The sequence below is a fragment of the Roseobacter phycocola genome, assembly GCF_042055075.2.
GTDB lineage: Bacteria > Pseudomonadota > Alphaproteobacteria > Rhodobacterales > Rhodobacteraceae > Roseobacter.
Genome location: NZ_CP194010.1, coordinates 2,188,355 through 2,208,799, shown reverse-complemented (window position 1 = coordinate 2,208,799; position 20,445 = coordinate 2,188,355). Strand labels below are relative to the sequence as shown.

22 protein-coding genes are annotated in these 20,445 nt (G+C 60.7%); 21 read left to right on the top strand and 1 reads right to left on the bottom strand.

All coding sequences use genetic code 11. From position 1 onward, the window contains the following. Nucleotides 1–4: 4 nt before the first annotated feature. The 4 genes from AB4K19_RS10865 (at nt 5) to AB4K19_RS10850 (ending at nt 3,948) form a co-directional block, all read left to right on the top strand. Nucleotides 5–1,237 carry an MFS transporter gene (locus tag AB4K19_RS10865; protein WP_375228391.1) on the top strand — a complete coding sequence of 411 codons (1,233 nt, stop codon included), beginning with the start codon at nt 5–7 and terminating at the stop codon, nt 1,235–1,237. Beyond that, nucleotides 1,234–2,625, top strand: a complete 1,392-nt coding sequence (locus tag AB4K19_RS10860) for an MATE family efflux transporter (RefSeq protein WP_375228390.1) — start codon at nt 1,234–1,236, stop codon at nt 2,623–2,625. Before AB4K19_RS10865 ends, AB4K19_RS10860 begins: the two co-directional genes overlap by 4 nt. Further along, nucleotides 2,625–3,500 carry a 50S ribosomal protein L11 methyltransferase gene (locus AB4K19_RS10855; protein WP_375228389.1) on the top strand — a complete coding sequence of 292 codons (876 nt, stop codon included), beginning with the start codon at nt 2,625–2,627 and terminating at the stop codon, nt 3,498–3,500. The genes AB4K19_RS10860 and AB4K19_RS10855 overlap by 1 nt, the downstream gene beginning before the upstream one ends. Nucleotides 3,501–3,603: 103 nt before the next feature. Continuing rightward, nucleotides 3,604–3,948 carry a hypothetical protein gene (locus tag AB4K19_RS10850; protein ID WP_375228388.1) on the top strand — a complete coding sequence of 115 codons (345 nt, stop codon included), beginning with the start codon at nt 3,604–3,606 and terminating at the stop codon, nt 3,946–3,948. 156 nt (nt 3,949–4,104) lie between these two features. Here AB4K19_RS10850 and AB4K19_RS10845 read toward each other — a convergent pair whose 3' ends face one another. Then, nucleotides 4,105–4,323, bottom strand: coding sequence for a DUF1127 domain-containing protein (locus tag AB4K19_RS10845; protein ID WP_375228387.1), 219 nt, complete (start codon nt 4,321–4,323; stop codon nt 4,105–4,107). Between the two features lie 343 nt (nt 4,324–4,666). Here AB4K19_RS10845 and ruvC point away from each other — a divergent pair, with 343 nt between their 5' ends. The 17 genes from ruvC (at nt 4,667) to folD (ending at nt 20,433) form a co-directional block, all read left to right on the top strand. Beyond that, nucleotides 4,667–5,173 (top strand): crossover junction endodeoxyribonuclease RuvC, encoded by a 507-nt coding sequence (ruvC, locus tag AB4K19_RS10840; RefSeq protein WP_375228386.1) that lies wholly within the window; start codon nt 4,667–4,669, stop codon nt 5,171–5,173. Further along, nucleotides 5,170–5,829 carry a Holliday junction branch migration protein RuvA gene (gene ruvA, locus AB4K19_RS10835; RefSeq protein WP_375228385.1) on the top strand — a complete coding sequence of 220 codons (660 nt, stop codon included), beginning with the start codon at nt 5,170–5,172 and terminating at the stop codon, nt 5,827–5,829. The genes ruvC and ruvA overlap by 4 nt, the downstream gene beginning before the upstream one ends. Before the next feature lie 31 nt (nt 5,830–5,860). Then, a complete protein-coding gene (gene ruvB, locus AB4K19_RS10830; protein ID WP_375228384.1) occupies nt 5,861–6,883 on the top strand; it encodes a Holliday junction branch migration DNA helicase RuvB in 1,023 nt (340 codons plus the stop codon). Nucleotides 6,884–6,937: 54 nt separating this feature from the next. After that, nucleotides 6,938–7,561 carry a hypothetical protein gene (locus tag AB4K19_RS10825; protein ID WP_375228383.1) on the top strand — a complete coding sequence of 208 codons (624 nt, stop codon included), beginning with the start codon at nt 6,938–6,940 and terminating at the stop codon, nt 7,559–7,561. 9 nt (nt 7,562–7,570) lie between these two features. Then, entirely contained in the window at nt 7,571–7,966 is a 396-nt protein-coding gene (ybgC, locus tag AB4K19_RS10820) for a tol-pal system-associated acyl-CoA thioesterase (RefSeq protein ID WP_375228382.1), read from the top strand. A 99-nt stretch (nt 7,967–8,065) separates the two neighbouring features. Beyond that, nucleotides 8,066–8,761: a protein TolQ gene (tolQ, locus tag AB4K19_RS10815; RefSeq protein ID WP_375228381.1), complete on the top strand. Its 696-nt coding sequence runs from the start codon at nt 8,066–8,068 to the stop codon at nt 8,759–8,761. A 3-nt stretch (nt 8,762–8,764) separates the two neighbouring features. After that, a complete protein-coding gene (gene tolR, locus AB4K19_RS10810; RefSeq protein ID WP_375228380.1) occupies nt 8,765–9,259 on the top strand; it encodes a protein TolR in 495 nt (164 codons plus the stop codon). Nucleotides 9,260–9,268: 9 nt separating this feature from the next. Then, nucleotides 9,269–10,372, top strand: a complete 1,104-nt coding sequence (locus AB4K19_RS10805) for an energy transducer TonB (RefSeq protein ID WP_436397545.1) — start codon at nt 9,269–9,271, stop codon at nt 10,370–10,372. Next, nucleotides 10,369–11,697 (top strand): Tol-Pal system beta propeller repeat protein TolB, encoded by a 1,329-nt coding sequence (gene tolB / locus AB4K19_RS10800; RefSeq protein WP_375228378.1) that lies wholly within the window; start codon nt 10,369–10,371, stop codon nt 11,695–11,697. The genes AB4K19_RS10805 and tolB overlap by 4 nt, the downstream gene beginning before the upstream one ends. An 85-nt stretch (nt 11,698–11,782) precedes the next feature. Continuing rightward, entirely contained in the window at nt 11,783–12,304 is a 522-nt protein-coding gene (gene pal / locus AB4K19_RS10795; protein ID WP_375228377.1) for a peptidoglycan-associated lipoprotein Pal, read from the top strand. A 4-nt stretch (nt 12,305–12,308) separates the two neighbouring features. Continuing rightward, the gene (gene ybgF / locus AB4K19_RS10790; protein WP_375230878.1) at nt 12,309–13,151 is read left to right on the top strand and encodes a tol-pal system protein YbgF; all 843 of its coding nucleotides are present in this window, start codon (nt 12,309–12,311) and stop codon (nt 13,149–13,151) included. A 4-nt stretch (nt 13,152–13,155) separates the two neighbouring features. Further along, entirely contained in the window at nt 13,156–14,403 is a 1,248-nt protein-coding gene (tilS, locus tag AB4K19_RS10785; RefSeq protein WP_436397544.1) for a tRNA lysidine(34) synthetase TilS, read from the top strand. Nucleotides 14,404–14,484: 81 nt separating this feature from the next. Then, entirely contained in the window at nt 14,485–16,410 is a 1,926-nt protein-coding gene (gene ftsH / locus AB4K19_RS10780; protein ID WP_375228375.1) for an ATP-dependent zinc metalloprotease FtsH, read from the top strand. A 114-nt stretch (nt 16,411–16,524) separates the two neighbouring features. Then, entirely contained in the window at nt 16,525–17,121 is a 597-nt protein-coding gene (locus AB4K19_RS10775; protein ID WP_375228374.1) for an MOSC domain-containing protein, read from the top strand. Between the two features lie 150 nt (nt 17,122–17,271). Next, the gene (locus AB4K19_RS10770) at nt 17,272–18,948 is read left to right on the top strand and encodes a formate--tetrahydrofolate ligase (protein WP_375228373.1); all 1,677 of its coding nucleotides are present in this window, start codon (nt 17,272–17,274) and stop codon (nt 18,946–18,948) included. Between the two features lie 98 nt (nt 18,949–19,046). Next, nucleotides 19,047–19,517 (top strand): hypothetical protein, encoded by a 471-nt coding sequence (locus tag AB4K19_RS10765; RefSeq protein WP_375228372.1) that lies wholly within the window; start codon nt 19,047–19,049, stop codon nt 19,515–19,517. 13 nt (nt 19,518–19,530) lie between these two features. Continuing rightward, on the top strand, nt 19,531–20,433 hold the full coding sequence (gene folD / locus AB4K19_RS10760; protein WP_375228371.1) for a bifunctional methylenetetrahydrofolate dehydrogenase/methenyltetrahydrofolate cyclohydrolase FolD: 903 nt from the start codon (nt 19,531–19,533) through the stop codon (nt 20,431–20,433). Nucleotides 20,434–20,445 lie beyond the last annotated feature (12 nt).

Sequence of the window (20,445 nt, the reverse complement as noted above, 5' to 3'; positions counted from 1 at the left end):
TTTCATGGCCCATTTTGTCCGCCTCGAAGAAGCAAAACAACTACCGCTCTGGCGTCGGCCGATCGCATTGTTGTTCCTGATGGCACTGGCGATGCCGATTGCCTTCAATACCTGGTCGGCGCTGCTCAATAATTTTGTGATTGAAGCGGCTGATTTTGATGGCGGTGACATTGGCCTTCTGCATACGGTGCGCGAAATCCCCGGCTTTTTTGCCGTCGGAGTGATTGCGATCATCATTTTTTTGCGTGAGCAGGTGCTGGGCCTTGTGTCACTCGTTCTTCTGGGGGCTGCAACCGCGGTCACGGCGTGGTTTCCGTCCATGGGCGGGATCCTGACGATCACCATGCTGAGTTCCATCGGGTTTCATTATTATGAAACGGTCAACCAGTCGCTGCAGCTGCAGTGGCTGAAAAAGGAAGAGGCCCCACGGGTACTTGGCTGGTTGCTGGCGGCGGGCTCTGCGGCCACGCTGGTGGCCTATCTGGCGATTATGGCCCTGTGGGAAACACTCGGCCTGACCTACAACACAGTCTACATGATCGGCGGTGGTATCACCGTGGTCATTGCCGTGTTCGCCATGGTCGCTTATCCGCAGTTTGAGGCCCCGAACCCGCAGATCAAGAAGATGATCCTGCGCAGGCGGTACTGGCTTTATTACGCGCTGCAGTTCATGTCTGGCGCCCGCCGGCAGATTTTTGTGGTTTTTGCGGGCTTCATGATGGTCGAGAAATTCGGGTACGAAGTGCATGAAATCACCACGCTCTACCTGATCAATCTGGTGATCAACATCGCTGTGGCACCATTGCTCGGCCGCGCCGTGGGGTATTTCGGAGAACGGCGTACGCTGGGTTTTGAGTATCTGGGACTGGTCACGGTTTTTCTGTGTTATGGTGGTGTCTATTATCTGGGCTGGGGTGTGCTGGTGGCGGCGACACTCTATGTCGTGGATCACATTTTCTTTGGGCTGGCGCTCGCGCTGAAGACCTATTTTCAGAAGATTGCGGACCCGGGTGACATCGCGCCCACGGCGGCTGTGGCTTTTACGATCAACCATATTGCGGCTGTGTTTCTGCCGGTTCTGCTGGGGCTTTTGTGGCTGGCCTCGCCTGCGGCGGTGTTCTTTCTGGCAGCCGGGATGGCGGGCATTTCATTCACTCTCGCAATGATGATCCCGCGCCATCCTGAAAAGGGGAACGAGACGATCTTTGCCCGATACGCCGCAGCACCAGCGGAATGAGCGAAGGACGGTTCCTGTCAGGATCAACGATGGGTCACGTGGTGCGGATGACCGCAACCGGCGCCTTCGGGATCACGTTTGTATTTCTGGTGGATGCGGCCAATCTTTTCTGGATTGCCCAGCTTGGGGACCCGCAGCTGGTTGCCGCCATCGGATTTGCTTTTGCCATTCAGTTTTTCTCGGTGTCCTCCGGCGTGGGGCTGATGATTGCCTCAACGGCCATGATTTCCCGCAGCATCGGGGCCGGTGCGCGCAATGAGGCAAGGGTTCAGGCCGGCGCGGCCCTTGCCACCGCCGTTGCTGTACAGGCGGTTGTCGCGACCCTTATTGTTGCGTTCCGGCATGATCTCGTGGCCATGGCGGGAGCGGATGGCGAAACAGCGGCTCTTGCCGCGCGGTATCTTGCGATAACGGTCCCGTCGCTGGTGCTGATGGCGGTTGGGCTTATCTGCTCCGGTGCGCTGCGGGCCGAAGGCTATGGGGCTAAGGCGATGTACATAACACTGCTGTCGGGTGCGTTGCTGATGACCGTTGACCCGGTTCTGATTTACGGGCTGGGCTGGGGGCTGGATGGTGCGGCGGTCGGGTTGGTGGCGTTCCGTTTTGCGCTGCTGGTGCTGGGGCTCTGGTTCGCGGCGCGTCAGCACAATCTGATCGCGCGACCCGGCGTGGATCAGATCCTGCGTGTCCTGCCGGTCTATCTGGCCATTGCGGTGCCGGCCATTGCGACGCAGATGGCGACACCGGCGGGAAACTATCTGCTGACGATTGTGATAGCTCCTTTCGGGGATAATGCAGTGGCCGCCTGGGCGGTGGTTGGCCGGCTCACTGTCGTTGCCTTTGGTGGTATCTTTGCACTTGCGGCCTCCATCGGTGGTATTTTTGGTCAGAACTTTGGTGCCGGCCGGTTTGACAGGCTGCGCAGCACCTATCGCGATGCGCTGACTTTCTGTGTGGTCTATACGCTGACGGCCTGGGCATTGCTCGCGGCGGCCACACCACACATCGTACGCTGGTTTGGTCTCACGAGCGAGGGTGCCGGGGTGTTGCAGGCCTTTACCTACGCAGGTGTTGGTGCCTTCGTCTTTCTGGGAGCGCTGTTTGTTTCCAACGCTGCGTTCAATGCGCTGGGCAAACCGCTCAGGTCTGCTGTGCTGAACTGGATCAAGGATGGTGCCGTCAGCCTGCCCGCGGCTCTCCTTCTGACCGGGATCTGGGGTGCACCCGGTGTCATTTATGGGCAGGCAGCGGCGGGTATACTGGTGGGGGCAGTATCGGCCGTCTGGGGCTGGCGTTTTGTCTGCGGCCTGCGGGCAGAAGTGCCCGTCGCGCTTGACGCCGGACCTTTGCGGCCCTACGCGAACCCGGACAGATACCGGAGACGATAATGCCGACATTCACTGCACTGACGACCCTGCCGGGAAAGGCCGCCGCCGAAAAGCTGGGGGCGGCTATGGAAAACCTGAACCCGGAGCCAACAGGGGTCGGCGTTTTCGAGGTGGAGGACAATTCGGGTCTTTGGGAAGTCGGTGGCTATTTTACCCAAGCGCCGGATGAAACCGCTCTGACGCTGCTGGCGACGGCTCTCGGTGCGCAGCCGTTTGTTGTCTCTGAACTGCCGGAGACGGACTGGGTGGCGCATGTGCGGCGCGAACTGGTGCCGGTCGAGGCGGGCCGGTTCTTTGTGTATGGCAGTCACGATGCGGACAAAGTGCCGGAAGACGCGGAACCGCTGCTGATCGAGGCGGCGATGGCGTTCGGGACCGGGCATCATGGCACCACTCTGGGGTGCCTGCGTGCGCTTGACCGCCTTTCCGGGGACGGGTTTGTCGGCCACAACGTTGCCGATATCGGATGTGGAACGGCCGTGCTGGCGATGGCGGCTGCTCGGATCTGGCCGGAAACTGTTCTGGCCAGCGATATTGATGAAGTTGCGGTCGATGTGGCGCGCAGCAATGCGGCGGCGAACGGTCTCGCTGACCGGGTCCGGTGTGTCGAAGCCGCAGGATTTGATCACCCGGAGCTCAGGGATGCAGCTCCCTTTGATCTGGTGTTTGCCAACATTCTCAAGGGGCCGCTGGTGGCCCTTGCACCTGACATGGCGGCGCACCTGAAACCGGGCGGATACGCGATTCTGTCCGGTATCCTTAATGAACAGGCCGACGAAGTGATCGACGTTTATTCACAGGTCGGGATCAATCTTGTGCACCGCGAAGAGATTGTTGACTGGACAACACTAACCCTCGGTAGAATCGCGCCATAATTGCCTGATTTTGGCCACATTCGTCCGTTTTGCCTTGAAGGCGACACATTCCGTTAGCATTCTGTTAACGATCCGGTGGGGGCCTGATCGTCAGGAGAGTGTGATGTCGGATTCATACGCTCAGTTTGAGAAGCGCATTAACGCTGTTGCGGACAAGCACGCAAAGCTTGCCGGAGGCTACACGGCACAGGTGGGGAATGACGGGCTGATCACGCTCGTTCCGGTACGCCGCCGCAGCTACACCCGCGTTCGGGTCCTCGTGGCAATGGTCGCCGGCTTCTTCATCTTCAAAGCTCTTGCGATCACGCTGACCGGCCCGCTGGCCTATGCAGACCGCATTGATGTGATGGCCGCGGGTACACAGTTCGAACAGATCGGCGCGTGGATTATGCGGCCAGGCCCGGTGTCCGAATTCCTGTCGTCGGCGATGATGCGGCTGTTTTACTGACCGGAAAAGGCATTCAGTTCAGTACGGGAGATGGCTCTTGCCACTCCTGGTTGCGTGCCCGGGTGTCTGATCAGATACCCAACAGTAAAAAAGCCGCTCCTCCTCAGGAGGGGCGGCTTTTCTCATGTCCGGTCCGTCAGGGGACCGCGCGACTGATCAGCGGATCAGTGTGTTCTGTGCGACGCCGTCGATGTCGGCGCGGGACAGGCCGATGTCTTCGAGTTCACGGTCTGTCAGACCGGACAGCGCGTTGCGTGTGACGCGTGCGTCGTTCCATGCGATGACGCCGGCAACTGCAGCGCTGATCATGGAGAAGAAACGGCTTGCGATCGAGGCGGAGCCGTAGTGGGTGCGGGTTGTGTCAAAAGTAGCCATGTGAGCCGTCCTTTTATCTGAGTGTTGACCGGTCATGCCGGTGTGTTGTGAGAGGCAGATAGGACCTGCCTGTTTTTTCGGCAAGATGTGAAAACGCATGGTCGATATGCGTTTATTGCATGGGTCTTAGTCTGGTTAACCATACGTAAATAAATGGAAAATCAGATTGGCGGAAAACGTCGCAAACAGACGGATTTCTGGCGAATTCGAACCAGTTTGTGTCGGATCAGAGCATTTCAGGGCGTATGGTGCGCAAGGGCGCGCCTGAAAATCGTGCGCTTTGCGGATGTTCGTGTTTCGTGCTAATGCATAAAAAACGAATTAAACAGGCTGGGCAGCGCTTATGACACGGGTGATCGGGATCGATCCGGGGCTCCGGAACCTCGGGTGGGGGGTCATTGATGTGGCCGGCAGCCGACTCACCCACGTTGCCAATGGTGTGTGCCGTTCCTCCGGGGCGGATCTGGCGCAGAGGCTCCTTTCGCTGCACGAACAGCTCACGAGGGTAGTTTCGGAATGGTCGCCGGATACGGCAGCGGTGGAGCAGACATTTGTGAACAAGGATGGTGCCGGCACCCTGAAACTGGGACAGGCGCGGGGCATTGCCATGCTGGTGCCGGCGCAGGCGGGGCTGACAGTGGGCGAATATGCACCGAACAGCGTTAAGAAAACGGTCGTTGGTGTGGGCCACGCAGAGAAGGCGCAGATTTTACATATGGTTCAGCTGCAGTTGCCTGGTGCCGTTATCGCGGGACCGGACGCTGCCGATGCGCTGGCCATTGCCATTTGCCATGCGCATTACGCGCAGGCACCGGGCCTGGAGGCCGCGCTTACGCGGGCAGGCGCATGATTGGCCGGATTGCCGGGCGCATCGAATACAGTACGGCGGATCATGTGCTGATCGATGTGCGCGGCGTCGGATACCTTGTTTATTGTTCGGAGCGGACCATGGCTGCGTTGCCAGGCGTGGGCGAGCATACTGCGTTGTTCACGGATCTCGTGGTGCGTGAGGATCTGCTGCAGCTTTTTGGGTTTACGACGCTGGTTGAAAAAGAATGGCACCGCTTGCTGACATCAGTGCAGGGCGTTGGTGCCAAAGCGTCGCTGGCCATTCTGGGCACGCTGGGACCGGATGGTGTCAGCCGGGCGATAGCATTGGGCGACTGGAACGCGGTTAAGGCGGCCAAAGGGGTCGGCCCGAAGATCGCGCAACGGGTTGTCCTGGACCTCAAGGACAAGGCGCCCTCTGTCATGGCAATGGGAGGTGCGCCGCTGGCGGCACCGGACAAAGGCAGTGATGAGGTTATTGAAACACCGCGGCCCGTGTCCGCCGCACAGTCACAGAACGCCCCGGCTCAGGCAGAGGCACTTTCCGCGCTCGGCAATCTTGGGTATGCGCCGGGTGACGCTGCTGCTGCTGTTGCCGAAGCTGCCGGTGCATCACCTGATGCGGCCACGCCGGACCTGATCCGCGCGGCGTTGAAACTGCTGGCACCGAAGGGATAGGGTGGGGCGATCCTCCCCCTCAGGAAATCTGATGAGCGATATTGACCCCACGATCCGGCCAGAACCGCTGCCCGAAGACGCTGACCGGGCGCTGCGCCCGCAGATGCTGGACGAATTTGTAGGCCAGGCTGAGGCCCGCGCGAACCTGCGGGTTTTCATACAATCCGCCCGGCAACGCGCCGAGGCCATGGATCATACGCTGTTTCACGGCCCTCCCGGACTGGGCAAGACGACGCTGGCGCAGATCATGGCGCGCGAACTTGGTGTCGGGTTCCGCATGACCTCGGGCCCTGTGCTGGCCAAGGCCGGAGATCTTGCGGCGATACTGACCAACCTAGAGGCGCGGGATGTGCTGTTTATCGATGAGATACACCGCCTGAACCCGGCGGTTGAGGAAGTTCTGTATCCCGCACTGGAAGATTTCGAGCTTGATCTGGTGATCGGCGAAGGGCCGGCTGCGCGCACTGTGCGCATTGAGCTGCAGCCCTTTACCCTTGTGGGGGCGACCACGCGGATGGGTCTGTTGACGACGCCACTGCGTGACCGGTTCGGGATTCCGACGCGGCTGCAGTTTTATACTGAAGACGAGCTGTTTGTCATTGTAGAGCGGAATGCGCGCCGGTTGGGAGCGCCTGCGGATGAGGCCGGTGCGCGTGAAATTGCGCGGCGTGCCCGGGGCACGCCACGGATCGCTGGCCGGTTGTTGCGGCGGGTTGTGGACTTTGCGGTGGTCGAGGGGGATGGCCGCGTGACGCAGGCGCTGGCTGATATGGCGCTGACCCGTCTGGGCGTGGATCGTCTGGGGCTGGATGGCGCTGACCGGCGGTATCTGCGGCTGATTGCCGAGAACTATAGCGGGGGTCCGGTGGGGATTGAGACGCTGAGCGCTGCGCTGAGTGAGAGCCGCGATGCGCTGGAGGAGGTCATAGAGCCTTATCTGCTGCAGCAGGGCCTGATCCAGCGTACGCCGCGCGGCCGGATGCTGGCACAGAAGGGCTGGTCGCATCTGGGTCTTGACGCACCGCGCGCGCAGACCGATCTGTTCGGGGACTGACGGGAACCCGCCGGAGCCTCCGGCGGGGATATTTGGGGCCAGAAGAAACCAGTGATGACACCAGAAGAAGTGAGCGCTCTTTTTACGCGCAGTGACGGCAGTTATTCTTTTGCACGCTGGGCCCGGCCAGTCGCGCCTGTGGTTTTTGGGGTGACAGACGAAACGCTGACCGTTGTGAAAGGGGCGCTGGAGGCTGTCATGGTGCTTTGCGGGCATCAGATGGCTGAGACGGACCCGGAACTGGGCAGCAACATGATGATCTTCTTCTTCCGCGACTGGGATGAGTTGCCGGATGTGCCCGGGCTGGACCGGCTGGTCAATGACCTGGTGCCGCTTGTTGGGCGGCTGAAGGAAGCGAATGCCAACCAGTACCGCGTTTTCCATTTCGACGAGGCGGGCGGGATAAAGGCCTGTTTCATTTTCCTGCGGATGGATGAAAACCTGAGTGCGGTACCCGCCGAAACGCTTGCGCTGAGCCAGATCGTGCAATCTGTACTGCTGTGGTCCGATACCGCCTTCAGGACGGCGTCGCCGCTGGCAGTATCCGGCGATAAAACCATACTGCGGCCGGATATCGCGGCTTTGCTGCGCGCGGCCTATGATCCGGTCATGCCTGCGGCGGCCGGCGATCCGTCCCATGCGCTGCGGCTCTCTGCGCGCATTACTGCTGCGCAATAGGAGTCTGTCATGCATCGTTTCCCGGTTCGTGTTTATTATGAAGACACCGACATGGCAGGGATTGTGTATTACGCAAATTATCTTCGGTACATTGAGCGGGCGCGCAGCGACTGGGTGCAACAGATCGGAATTGACCAGCTCGCCATGAAGGCCGAAGGCGTGGTGTTTGCGGTGCGCCGTGTTGAGGCGGATTATGTGGCGCCTGCGCGGTTCGATGAGCGTCTTGAGGTGGTGACCACCATGACCCAGCTGACGCCGGCACGGATGGTCATGCGCCAGGACGTGCAGCGGGATGAAGAGGTGATTTTTTCAGCCAGCGTAACGATTGTCTGCATTGGCCCGGGTGGCCGGCCGGCCAGACTGCCAGCAAAACTCCGCCAGTTGCCCCTCAGCCCGGCCACATGACGCCATAGTGATAGTAATCCGGCTTGTGCTGGGCTACACTCGTGGCCAATCAGGACGGGAAAACCCGGACACGCACCGTAACGGGCAAAGAGCAGGCACATGGAAGCAGAAACGCTGGCACTGGCGCATGAGATTGATTTCTCATTTTTCGGGTTGTTCGCCCGCGCCACTTTAATTGTTAAAATCGTGATGATCATGCTGATCGTGGCCTCGTTCTGGTCATGGTCGATCATTGTTATGAAGCTGCTTGTGTATCGCAGGGCGCGGGCGGAAGCGGCAGCGTTTGACCGTGCTTTCTGGTCCGGTGAGCCGCTGGACGGGCTTTTCGAGCAGATTGGCCCGGCGCCTTCGGGCAGCTCAGAGAAGATTTTTGCCGCCGGGATGACGGAATGGCAGCGGTCGCACCGCGAAGATGGTGGGCTGATCGCGGGTGCGACAGCGCGGATCGACCGGTCGATGGATGTGGCCATCAACAAAGAGGCGGACTACCTGCGCAATGGGTTGACCGTGCTGGCGACGGTTGGGTCCTCGACGCCGTTCATCGGGCTTTTCGGGACCGTGATCGGGATCATGAACGCCTTTATCGAGATCGCAGAACAGCAGAACACCAACCTCGCCGTGGTGGCGCCGGGGATCGCTGAGGCACTTCTTGCAACTGGTCTTGGCCTTTTGGCTGCGATCCCGGCGGTCATTTTCTACAACAAACTGAGTGCAGATGCGGACCGTATCCTGCATGGCTACGAATCTTTTGCGGATGAGTTCGCCACGATCCTCAGCCGGCAGCTGGACAGCTGATCTATGGGCGCGGGGGTCATTCAGAAGCCTGACGGTGGCAGCGGAAAACGACGCCGTCGCACGTCGCGGGCGCAACCGATGGCGGAGATCAATGTGACACCCTTTGTGGACGTTATGCTGGTACTGCTGATCATCTTTATGGTTGCGGCACCGCTGCTGACCGTTGGTGTGCCGGTTGAGCTTCCCAAAACGGCGGCGGGGGCTTTGCCGACGGATCAGGAAGAACCGCTGACGGTTACTGTCACGGCAGCCGGAGCCATTCAGATCCAGACGACGGAAACCGCGCCGGATGAACTGGTTCCCAAGCTGAGGGCCATTTTTGCGGAGCGCAGTTCTGACCGGGTGTTTCTGCGGGCAGATGGTGCCGTTCCTTACAGCCGGGTTATGGAAGTCATGGGTGCACTGAACGCTGGCGGGTTTTCGAATATCGGGCTCGTGACTGACATTGGCGGACCAACGTTTGATGGCCGTGAAGCGCCCGCAGGGGCGGATCAGTAGGACGCGGTGGTGCATACCGGTCATTATATCTCTGGCGCCGGGCATCTGGTGCTGTTGGGCTGGCTCGCCTTTGGAGATGTCTTTGCGGCAGAGCCTCTGCCGTTTGAGATGACCGAAGTTGCTGTGATTTCCGGCGCGGAATATGCCGCACTTGTTGCAGCCAGCCAACCGCCGGATTCCGTCACAGAGGTGGCGCAGCCATCAAGTCCGGAAATTTCACCGGATGCGCCGGAAGTTGATGTGGCTCCCGATACGGAAACGGAACTGACCCCGCCCGAGGCCACCGAAACACCGGAGACGGAAACGCCGCCGGATGTCTCGCAGATCGCGCCACCACCGCCGCGCGCGGATGTCAGCGATGAGGCACCGGTTCTGCCGCAACCGCGAGCAGACGTCGCCGTGGATGTTCCCGATATTGCAGATGTTGCGGTGCCCGAGGCCGCGGATCGTGTGGCGCCTGAGGCTGTGGCGCAGCCCGACCCGGAAGCTTTGCCCGATCCGGTGCAGCAGGATGCCGTCGCTCAGGATGAGACAGGCGCTGAAGAGCAGGAACCGGCTGATGCGACAGCACCCGAAGCTGCAGCGACAGAAATCGTTACAGAAGCAGAAAAACCCGCGACGACCATGACAAGCTCGCTGCGTCCGCCAACACGTCCGCAGGCACCACCGGCCCCGCAACAGACAGCGGCACCCGCGCCTGAAACGCCCGCTGAACCCCAGGACGCGCCGCGCGATGCATTGGCAGATGCCATTGCCGAAGCCTCCAGCGCCCCGGCCGCACCCAGTGGTCCGCCGCTGTCAGCAGGTGAGAAGGAGGCGCTGCGCGTGGCGGTATCGAGCTGCTGGAACGTAGGGTCTTTGTCGACAGATGCGCTGGGAACAACTGTGGTTGTGACGGTGTCTATGAACCAGGACGGCAGACCGGTGAACAGCTCTATCCGGATGGCCTCCAGCTCCGGCGGCAATGATACCGCGGCCCGCCAGGCCTTCGAGGCCGCACGGCGTGCAATTATCCGGTGTGGCGCACGGGGATTTGATTTGCCGGCTGAAAAGTATGGACAGTGGCAGGAAATTGAGATGACGTTCAATCCTGAAAGGATGCGTGTCAAATGAGAGTATTGGTTTTCCTTTTTGGCCTGATGGCCCTCGTAATGACGCTGACCGCGCCGGCAACGGCTCAGGGGAACGGACCGCTGCGGATTGAAATCACCGAAGGTGTGATCGAGCCGCTGCCTTTTGCCCTGCCGGTTTTTGAAGCGGAAAACGGTGAGGCAGGCAGCGTTGCCGCACAGATCAGTCAGGTGATCGCTGCGGACCTGAGCGGAACAGGGCTTTTCCGACAGATTTCGCCGGACGCCTTTATCAGCACCGTCAGCAGTTTTGCTGCACCGGTTCAGTACGCTGACTGGAAGGCAATCAACGCCCAGGCGCTGATAACAGGTGCTGCATCTGTGCAGGGCAATCAGCTGAACGTGAAATTCCGCCTCTATGATGTGTTCTCCGGGGCCGAGCTTGGATCGGGCCTGCAGTTTTCCGGAACACCGGACGGCTGGCGCCGCATCGCCCACAAGGTGGCGGACGCGGTCTACAGCCGGATCACGGGCGAGGGCGCTTATTTTGACAGCCGTGTCGTCTATGTCGCGGAAACCGGGCCCAAGGACGCGCGGCAGAAACGGTTGGCCGTCATGGATTATGATGGCGCGAATGTGCAGTACCTGACCGGCAATGATGCGATTGTCCTTGCCCCCCGGTTCTCACCCGACGGGCGGCGCGTGCTGTATACCAGCTACGAAACAGGATTTCCGCGTATCAATGTGCTTGATATTGCGTCGGTACAGCGACGGGCGCTGGAAAGCCAGGAAGGCACCATGAGTTTTGCGCCACGGTTTGCGCCGGACGGTGACCGCATCGTCTTTTCGCTGAGCCAGGGCGGGAATACGGACATTTATGCGATGAGCCTGGCAGGCGGGCAGCCGGTGCGGCTGACCTCTGCACCGTCAATCGAAACGGCGCCCAGCTTTTCCCCGGACGGCAGTCAGATTGTCTTTGAGAGTGATCGTTCCGGCTCCCAGCAACTCTATATCATGCCGGCGACGGGGGGCGAAGCACGGCGGATTTCTTTCGGTCCCGGACGCTATGGCACGCCGGTCTGGTCGCCCCGCGGGGACCTCGTAGCCTTTACCAAACAGAACAGCGGCCGGTTCCATATCGGTGTGATGCGCACCGACGGGTCCGAAGAGCGCCTGCTGACGGCGTCATTCCTGGACGAGGGTCCCACCTGGGCGCCGAATGGCCGGGTCATTATGTTCACGCGGGAAACTCAGGGGGCGAGCGGGCGCTCGTCGCTCTATTCCGTGGACATCACCGGGCGGAACCTGCGCCCTGTCAACACGCCCGAAGGCGGTTCCGATCCGTCCTGGTCGCCGTTGCAGGAGTAGGCGGGCAGACCGTTCCCAATACGTACGACCTGTGGTAAGTATTAACAAAACAATAAGACCCTTTTGGACATCTGAGGCAGAGAGCATGAAACTTACAGGAAAAATCGTTCTTCTGGTGGCGGGCCTTGCGCTGGCCGCCTGTACCAACCCGGGCCGTTTTGGCAATGAAGCGGGCGGTGGTGCCGGTGCCGGCGGTATCGGCAGTGGCGCGATTGTGCCGGGCAGCGCCAATGATCCGACGTCGACTGCCTATTTCAACCAGACGGTTGGTGACCGCGTTCTGTTTGCAGTGGACCAGTCCGACATCAATCCCGAGGGGCAGGTGGTTCTTGATGGTCAGGCTACGTGGCTGCTGACCAACACCGATTTCACCGCCGTTATCGAAGGCCACGCCGACGAGCAGGGAACGCGTGAATACAACGTGGCGCTGGGGGCCCGCAGGGCCAATGCCGTACGTGAATATCTGATCTCGCGCGGGGTGGCAGGCAACCGTCTGCGCACCGTCAGCTACGGCAAGGAGCGCCCGATCGAGATCTGCAGCAACGAGGCCTGCTACGCCAAAAATCGCCGCGCGGTGACCGTGCTGGCCGGTGGCCTTTCGGGGTAAAATGATGCGCAGCTTCGCCGCGATCGCTATGTGTCTTTGCCTTGTTCCGGCCCTGGGGTCGGCACAGGATAACGCGGAAACCCTGGCGGATATCCGTCAGGAGCTCACGGTCCTGTTCGTTGAGATGCAGAAACTGCGGCGCGAGCTGTCCACAACAGGTGCGCCGACCGTTCAGACGGGCGGCGCCACCGTCCTGGAACGCGTGGCGGTGATCGAACGCGAAATGCAGCGCCTGACCTCAAAGACCGAAGAGCTGGAATTCCGCATCAATCGCATTGTTGAGGATGGTACCAACCGGATCGGCGATCTGGAGTTCCGCCTTGTAGAGCTGGAAGGTGGAGACATTGGCGCACTGGGCGAGACCACAACGCTGGGCGGTGATGCGGGAAGCACAGGCGGCACGACAGGTGGCGGGGCCATCGCGCCGATACCCGCGCCCGACACCGGGGGTGGCACACAGCTTGCGGTAGGCGAAGAAGATGACTTCAAACGAGCGCAGCAGGCACTTGCCGACGGCAATTATCAGGCTGCAGCGGATCAGTTCGCGGCCTTCAGCCATAATTACCCCGGCGGGCCGCTGGCTGCGGGGGCCGATCTTGGGCGCGGCGAGGCACTCGACGCGCTCGGCAATACCCGCGAGGCAGCTCGCGCCTATCTGGCCAGTTTTGGTGCGGCGCCGACCGGACCGCTTGCGGCGCAGGCGCTGTTCAGGCTTGGGCGGTCACTGGGTCAGCTGGAACAGACATCCGAGGCCTGTGTGACGCTGGGCGAGGTGCCGATCCGGTTCCCGGATGATCCAGCAGCAGGCGAAGCCCAGGCAGAAATGCAGAGACTTGGCTGCGGGTAACCGTGTGTCTGCGGACCTTCTATCGAAAGTGCTGGATGGTCTGGCCGCCGGCCCGGGCGGGCGTCTGGGCGTGGCTGTATCCGGTGGCAGCGACTCTGTTGCCCTTCTCCATCTGCTGGCTGGTCATGCGCCGCTGCGCGATGCGGGGCTTTACTGCGTCACAGTAGATCACGGCCTGAGACCGGAAAGCGCTGCAGAGGCGCAGTTTGTCGGGGAGCTGTGCCGCGGACTGGATGTGCCGCATGAAACGCTTTGCTGGCAGGGATGGGACGGCCGGGGCAATACCCAGGATGCAGCGCGTCGGGCGCGGTACAGCCTGATGGCCGACTGGGCCCACACCCACGGGATCGCTGCGGTGGCACTGGGTCATACGCGGGATGATCAGGCGGAAACCGTTCTGATGCGTCTGGCCCGCGGGGCCGGTGTCGACGGATTGTCGGCCATGGCCATACACCGGGAGGCGCATGGCATCAGCTGGCTGCGCCCTATGCTTGGGATCGGCAGAGAAGAGCTGCGGGAAGGCCTGCGGCGCGACGGTATTTCCTGGAAAGACGACCCCGGCAACGAAAACACCGACTACGATCGCATCCGGGCGCGGCAGGCACTTCGCGACCTGGGGCCACTGGGTATTGATGCTGGCCGCCTCGCGATGGTTGCCGCACATATGGCGGATGCGCGTGATGTGCTGCAGCACCAGACGTACGTGGCAGCGACGGAGCTGGTCGAAGTGCGCTGCGGCGCCGTTTGTGTGCCCTGGCAGAGCCTGTTCGATTTGCCTTCAGAAACGCGCCGCCGTCTGGTCACGGGCATTCTGCGCTGGATGGGGGGCGGAGACTACGCCCCCCGGCACAGCACCGTTGCCGCACTCCTGGGATCGCTGCAGACGTCGGGTGCCGGAACAGCGGCCGGATGTCAGGCGCTGAGACGGGGATTGGATCTCTGGGTTTTTCGCGAATATGCGGCCGTGCGTGACCTGACCGCGTCACCGGACGGGATCTGGGATCAGAGGTGGACCATGACCGGACCCCCGGCGCCTGAAAATGCGGTGGTTTCAGCGGTCGGCGCACAGGACCTTGCCACCTGCGCGGGATGGCGCGACGCCGGAGTACCCCACGCGGCGATGATTGTAACGCCGGCACTGCGACAGGATGGCCAATTGATTGCGGCACCGGAAGCACAGGCCGGGTGTCACTGGCAATCAGGGCCGCAAAGCACGAAGGATGCCCTTCTTTCGGCACTTTTATCGCATTGAAGATGGGCAATGAGTGTCTATCTTTACCTCAACCGACTATGATACGAGATGCGCAATCTGCGCAGCATTAGGAGATTTTCCTTGGGAAACGCACGCAACTTCGCATTCTGGATCGTTCTGTTCCTCCTGATCCTTGCGCTGTTTAACCTCTTCAGCGGCCCTGGCAGCACGCTGCAAAGCCGTGAAATCAGTTATTCTGAGTTCGTCAACGCGGTGGAAGCCGGCCAGGTGAGCAATGTCACACTGGACGGTGAACAGGTCCGCTTCCGGCAGTCGGATGGCGCTGACTACGTCGCGATCAAGCCGTCAGACGCGGAAATCACTCAGCTGCTGATCGACAACGAGGTTGCCGTCCGCGCAGAGCAGCAGCAGCAGTCAGGGTTCCAGACGTTCCTGATGTCGCTTCTGCCCTTCCTGCTGCTGATCGGTGTCTGGATCTATTTCATGAACCGGATGCAGGGCGGTGGCAAAGGCGGTGCCATGGGCTTTGGCAAATCCAAGGCCAAAATGCTGACCGAAAAGCATGGTCGCGTGACCTTTGATGATGTCGCAGGCATTGATGAGGCCAAGGAAGAGCTTGAGGAAATCGTTGAGTTCCTGCGTAACCCGCAGAAATTCAGCCGTCTGGGCGGCAAAATCCCGAAAGGTGCGCTGCTCGAGGGCCCTCCGGGGACCGGTAAGACACTTCTCGCGCGCGCCATCGCGGGTGAGGCGGGTGTGCCGTTCTTTACCATTTCGGGCTCCGATTTTGTCGAAATGTTCGTGGGCGTCGGTGCGAGCCGTGTGCGCGATATGTTCGAACAGGCCAAGAAAAATGCCCCGTGCATCGTTTTCATTGACGAGATCGACGCAGTGGGCCGGCATCGTGGCGCAGGCTATGGCGGCGGCAATGATGAGCGCGAACAGACGCTCAACCAGTTGCTGGTCGAAATGGACGGTTTTGAAGCCAACGAGGGCGTGATCATCATCGCGGCCACCAACCGCAAAGATGTACTGGACCCTGCGCTGCTGCGCCCGGGGCGCTTTGACCGCCAGGTGACGGTGGGCAATCCGGACATCAAAGGCCGCGAGAAGATTCTGGGCGTCCATGCGCGCAAAACGCCTCTGGGTCCTGATGTGGATCTGCGTATTATCGCGCGTGGCACACCCGGGTTCTCAGGGGCGGATCTGGCCAACCTGGTCAATGAGGCTGCGCTTGGGGCGGCCCGCGTTGGCCGGCGTTTCGTCTCGATGATCGATTTCGAGCAGGCCAAGGACAAGATCATGATGGGTGCAGAGCGCCGGTCGATGGTCATGACCGATGCGCAGAAAGAGATGACTGCCTATCACGAAGCGGGTCACGCGCTGGTCGGCATGCTGCTGCCAAAATGCGACCCGGTCTACAAGGCAACGATCATCCCGCGTGGTGGCGCCCTAGGTATGGTGATGAGCCTGCCTGAAATGGACCGCCTGAACATGTTCAAGGATGAATGCCACCAGCGTCTGGCCATGACCATGGCGGGCAAGGCGGCTGAAATCTTCAAATACGGCCCGGACGCAGTGTCAAACGGTCCGGCTGGCGACATTATGCAGGCCTCGGGTCTGGCGCGGGCCATGGTGCTGCAGTGGGGTATGTCGGACAAGGTCGGTAACATCGACTATTCCGAGGCCGCACAGGGCTATCAGGGGAACACGGCGGGGTTCTCGGTGTCCGCCAACACCAAAGAGCTGATCGAGGAAGAGGTCCAGAAGTTCATCCAGGACGGCTATGAATGGGCGCTGAAACTGATCAAAGAAAACGAAGAACAGTTTGAGCGTCTGGCACAGGGGCTTCTGGAATACGAGACACTGACCGGCGACGAAATCCAGCGTGTGATGAACGGCGAGCCGCCGGTCCCGCCCGCGGATGAAGATGACAAACCGGACAGCGGATCGGCGCCGAGCCTTACAGGTATCCCGAAAGCCAAGTCGAAGAGCCGCAAGACACCGCCTTCGGATGACGGGATGGAACCTGAACCTTCCACGTGATCACGCTGCCTGAACGCTGTGTAACAAAATATCATCGGGCCCCGCATGTGCGGGGCCTTTTCTTTTGCCACACCGCGCGCCAGTGTCCGGGCAGGACCAGAGACGGAGGCCGCGATGCCCGCGCTGAAACCCACGGACTTTACGGCGACTGTGAAGTGGCTCGGTCGTGTTACCGACCAGGACAGTGACCTGCGTGCCGAGCCCCTTGATGGCGCAGCGCTGAGCTTTGACGGTATCGCAGGGGAAATGCACGGCGGCCCGACGCGGCCAGCCTGTTCGCGGACCCTGGCCCAGCATCCGCGCGGTACAACGCTGCGCAATGTGCGGCAGCTGACGATCCTGTCCGCTGAGGAGCTTGCGATAATTGCGGTCGAAACGGGTGCTGAAGCGCTCGACCCGACCCTGCTCGGGGCGTCGATGGTCATCGAAGGCATTCCGGATTTCACGCATGTGCCGCCGTCTTCGCGCCTGCAGCTGCCGGATGGCGCCTGTCTGGTAATCGACATGGAAAACCGCCCCTGCACGTACCTTGGCCGCGATATCGCAAAAGACCACCCGGACCTTGGCCCCCGGTTCAAACCAGCGGCCCGTAACCGCCGTGGCGTGACGGCCTGGGTCGAGCGTGAGGGTCACGTCAGCGTCGGGGATCAGGTTAAGCTGCATGTCCCGGACCAGCCCGTCTGGGCGCATCTGGACGCCGCGCGTCGGTAGCATTCGTTTCCGAAAAGAAACGATCATCGCCTTTGCCGACGCAACCGGCAGCGGAAATGTCGGAAATACCCCCTGTCCGGACGGGCATGCCTGTGTATGCAGAGAACAGCAACAGTGCCCGACGCGGGCGACCTTCAGGGGGATTCTTCCATGGCCTACAAATCCGATATCGAAATTGCGCGCGCCGCGTCCAAGCAGCCGATCCAGGAGATCGGCGCAAAGCTCGGCATTTCCAGCGATGATCTGCTGCCCTACGGCCATGACAAGGCGAAGGTCAGCCAGAAGTTCATCAACTCCGTACAGAGTAATACAGACGGCAAGCTGATCCTCGTGACAGCGATCAACCCGACACCCGCAGGCGAGGGTAAGACCACAACCACTGTCGGGCTGGGCGATGGCCTGAACCGCATCGGCAAGAAAGCAGCTGTCTGCATCCGCGAAGCATCGCTTGGGCCCAACTTTGGCATGAAGGGTGGCGCTGCCGGTGGTGGCTATGCGCAGGTTGTCCCGATGGAAGAAATGAACCTGCACTTTACAGGCGATTTCCACGCGATCACCTCGGCGCATTCGCTGCTCAGCGCGATGATCGACAATCACATCTACTGGGGCAACAGCCTTGAGATCGACACCCGCCGGGTGGTGTGGCGCCGCGTTGTCGACATGAACGACCGCGCTCTGCGTCAGATCACAGCGTCTCTCGGTGGTGTGGCCAACGGTTTCCCGCGCGAAGCCGGTTTTGACATCACTGTGGCCTCCGAGGTCATGGCGATCCTTTGCCTGGCCAAAGACCTGACCGACCTGCAGAAACGTCTGGGCGACATGATCGTGGCTTACCGCCGGGACCGCAGCCCTGTCTTTGCACGCGACATCAAGGCCGATGGCGCGATGACCGTGCTCCTGAAGGACGCGATGCAGCCGAACCTGGTTCAGACGCTGGAAAACAACCCGGCCTTTGTACACGGCGGCCCGTTTGCAAACATCGCCCACGGCTGTAACTCGGTTATCGCGACCACAACGGCGCTGAAACTGGCGGATTATGTGGTGACCGAAGCGGGCTTTGGTGCGGATCTGGGCGCTGAAAAATTCCTGAACATCAAGTGCCGCAAAGCAGGCCTCGCACCGTCCTGTGTGGTTGTCGTGGCAACCGTACGTGCGATGAAGATGAACGGTGGTGTGGCCAAAGCGGACCTTGGCGCGGAAAACGTCGACGCGGTCAAAAACGGCTGTGCAAACCTCGGCCGTCACATCGAAAACGTGAAATCCTTTGGCGTGCCGGTCGTGGTAGCGATCAACCACTTTGTCACGGACACAGACGCTGAAGTGCAGGCGGTGAAGGATTATGTGGCCGGGCAGGGCGCAGAAGCTGTGCTGTCGCGTCACTGGGAACTGGGGTCGGAGGGTTCGGCCGATCTGGCTACCAAAGTGGTCGAGACCATCGAAAAGGGTGAAGCGGACTTCGCACCGATCTATCCCGATGACATGGGGCTGGCGGACAAGATCAACACCATCGCCACAAAGATCTACCGCGCCGACAGCGCGCAGATGGATCAGAAGATCCTGAACCAGCTCAAGGACTGGGAAGACCAGGGTTATGGCAACCTGCCGGTCTGCATGGCGAAAACGCAGTACAGCTTCACCACAGACCCCAACGAGCGCGGCGCGCCCACCGGGTTTGACATCCCTGTGCGTGAGGTGCGTCTGAGTGCCGGTGCCGGTTTTGTTGTCGCCATCTGCGGTGAGATCATGACCATGCCGGGCCTGCCGCGCGTACCGTCGGCCGAAGCGATCTGCCTCAACGCGGACGGCGATGTTGAGGGTCTGTTCTGATCGCAGGGCGTCACGAGACAGTGTTCAGAGGGCAGCAGGCTTGCCCTCTGGCCGTGGCCGCCGCAAGCTGGTGACATGATCTCAAGAAGGACATTATCATGACCAGACTGTTCGCAGCCCTTTTCGCCCTTGTTTTTGCCTGTGCTGTCGCCGCCGAAGACCGCTATGTCGGCTATTACTACCCCGAAATAACGTCGGAAGAGACCTTCGACCGCGTGATCCGTGCAAGCCAGGGCGCAGGCAAGGCCGTCCGGGTGGATTTTGTAAACGTGCTGACAACGGCGCAGCTCGAAGCACCGGAAAGCCCGCGTTTCGTCTTCTTTGCCAAGGGTGAAGATGCAGCAACGCTCATTCTGACAGGGCTGGATGATGAAGTTTTCTCGTCCGTTTACCGCGCGCGCGCCATTCTTGCGCAGCTGACGGTATCGGTGCGGCGTGGCGGTTTCTTCCGTCAGGAAGAACTGCAGTACGTCGCGACATTCTATGACCTGCTGCAACTGATGCAGTTTGATGAACTGCTGATCACAGACGGTGAATCCTGGACGCACAGGGTCACCTTTTCAAGATAACAGGAAGAGACAGATGACAGCCAAAATCATTGACGGAAAAGCCTTTGCCGCGCAGGTGCGCGCCCAGGTGGCGGAGCATGTGACCCGCCTGAAATCTGAGCACGGCATCACGCCGGGTCTGGCTGTTGTGCTGGTTGGGGAGGACCCGGCCAGTCAGGTTTATGTGCGTTCCAAAGGCAAGATGACCGTTGAGGCGGGCATGAAATCTGTCGAGCACCGGCTGGATGCGGATACGTCCGAGGCCGATCTGCTGGCAGTCATTGATCAGCTGAACAACGATCCGGAAATCCACGGGATTCTTGTTCAGCTGCCGCTGCCTGGGCATCTGAACGAAGACCTGGTGATCAATTCGATCAGCCCGGAAAAAGATGTGGATGGCTTCCACATCTCAAACGTCGGCCTTCTGGGCACAGGGCAAAAGTCCATGGTGCCCTGTACGCCGCTTGGGTGTCTGATGATGCTGCGCGACCATCACGGCTCGCTCTCTGGTATGGACGCTGTTGTGATCGGGCGCAGCAATATCGTTGGCAAACCAATGGCGCAGCTTCTGCTTGGCGACAGCTGCACCGTGACGATAGCGCACAGCCGCACGAAGGATCTGGCCGACGTGGTACGCCGCGCAGATATCGTTGTGGCGGCCGTCGGACGCCCGGAAATGGTGCCGGGCGACTGGATCAAACCGGGCGCGACGGTCATCGACGTGGGCATCAACCGTCTGGATGCACCAGAGCGTGGCGAAGGCAAAACCCGTCTCGTTGGGGATGTGGACTATGACAGCTGTGCAGCCGTTGCTGGCGCAATCACACCTGTGCCGGGCGGTGTTGGCCCGATGACGATTGCCTGCCTGCTGGCGAATACAGTCACAGCCTGCTGCCGCTCAAACGGTCTTGCCGAACCGAAAGGTCTCACCGCCTGATCTGGTCGGGTC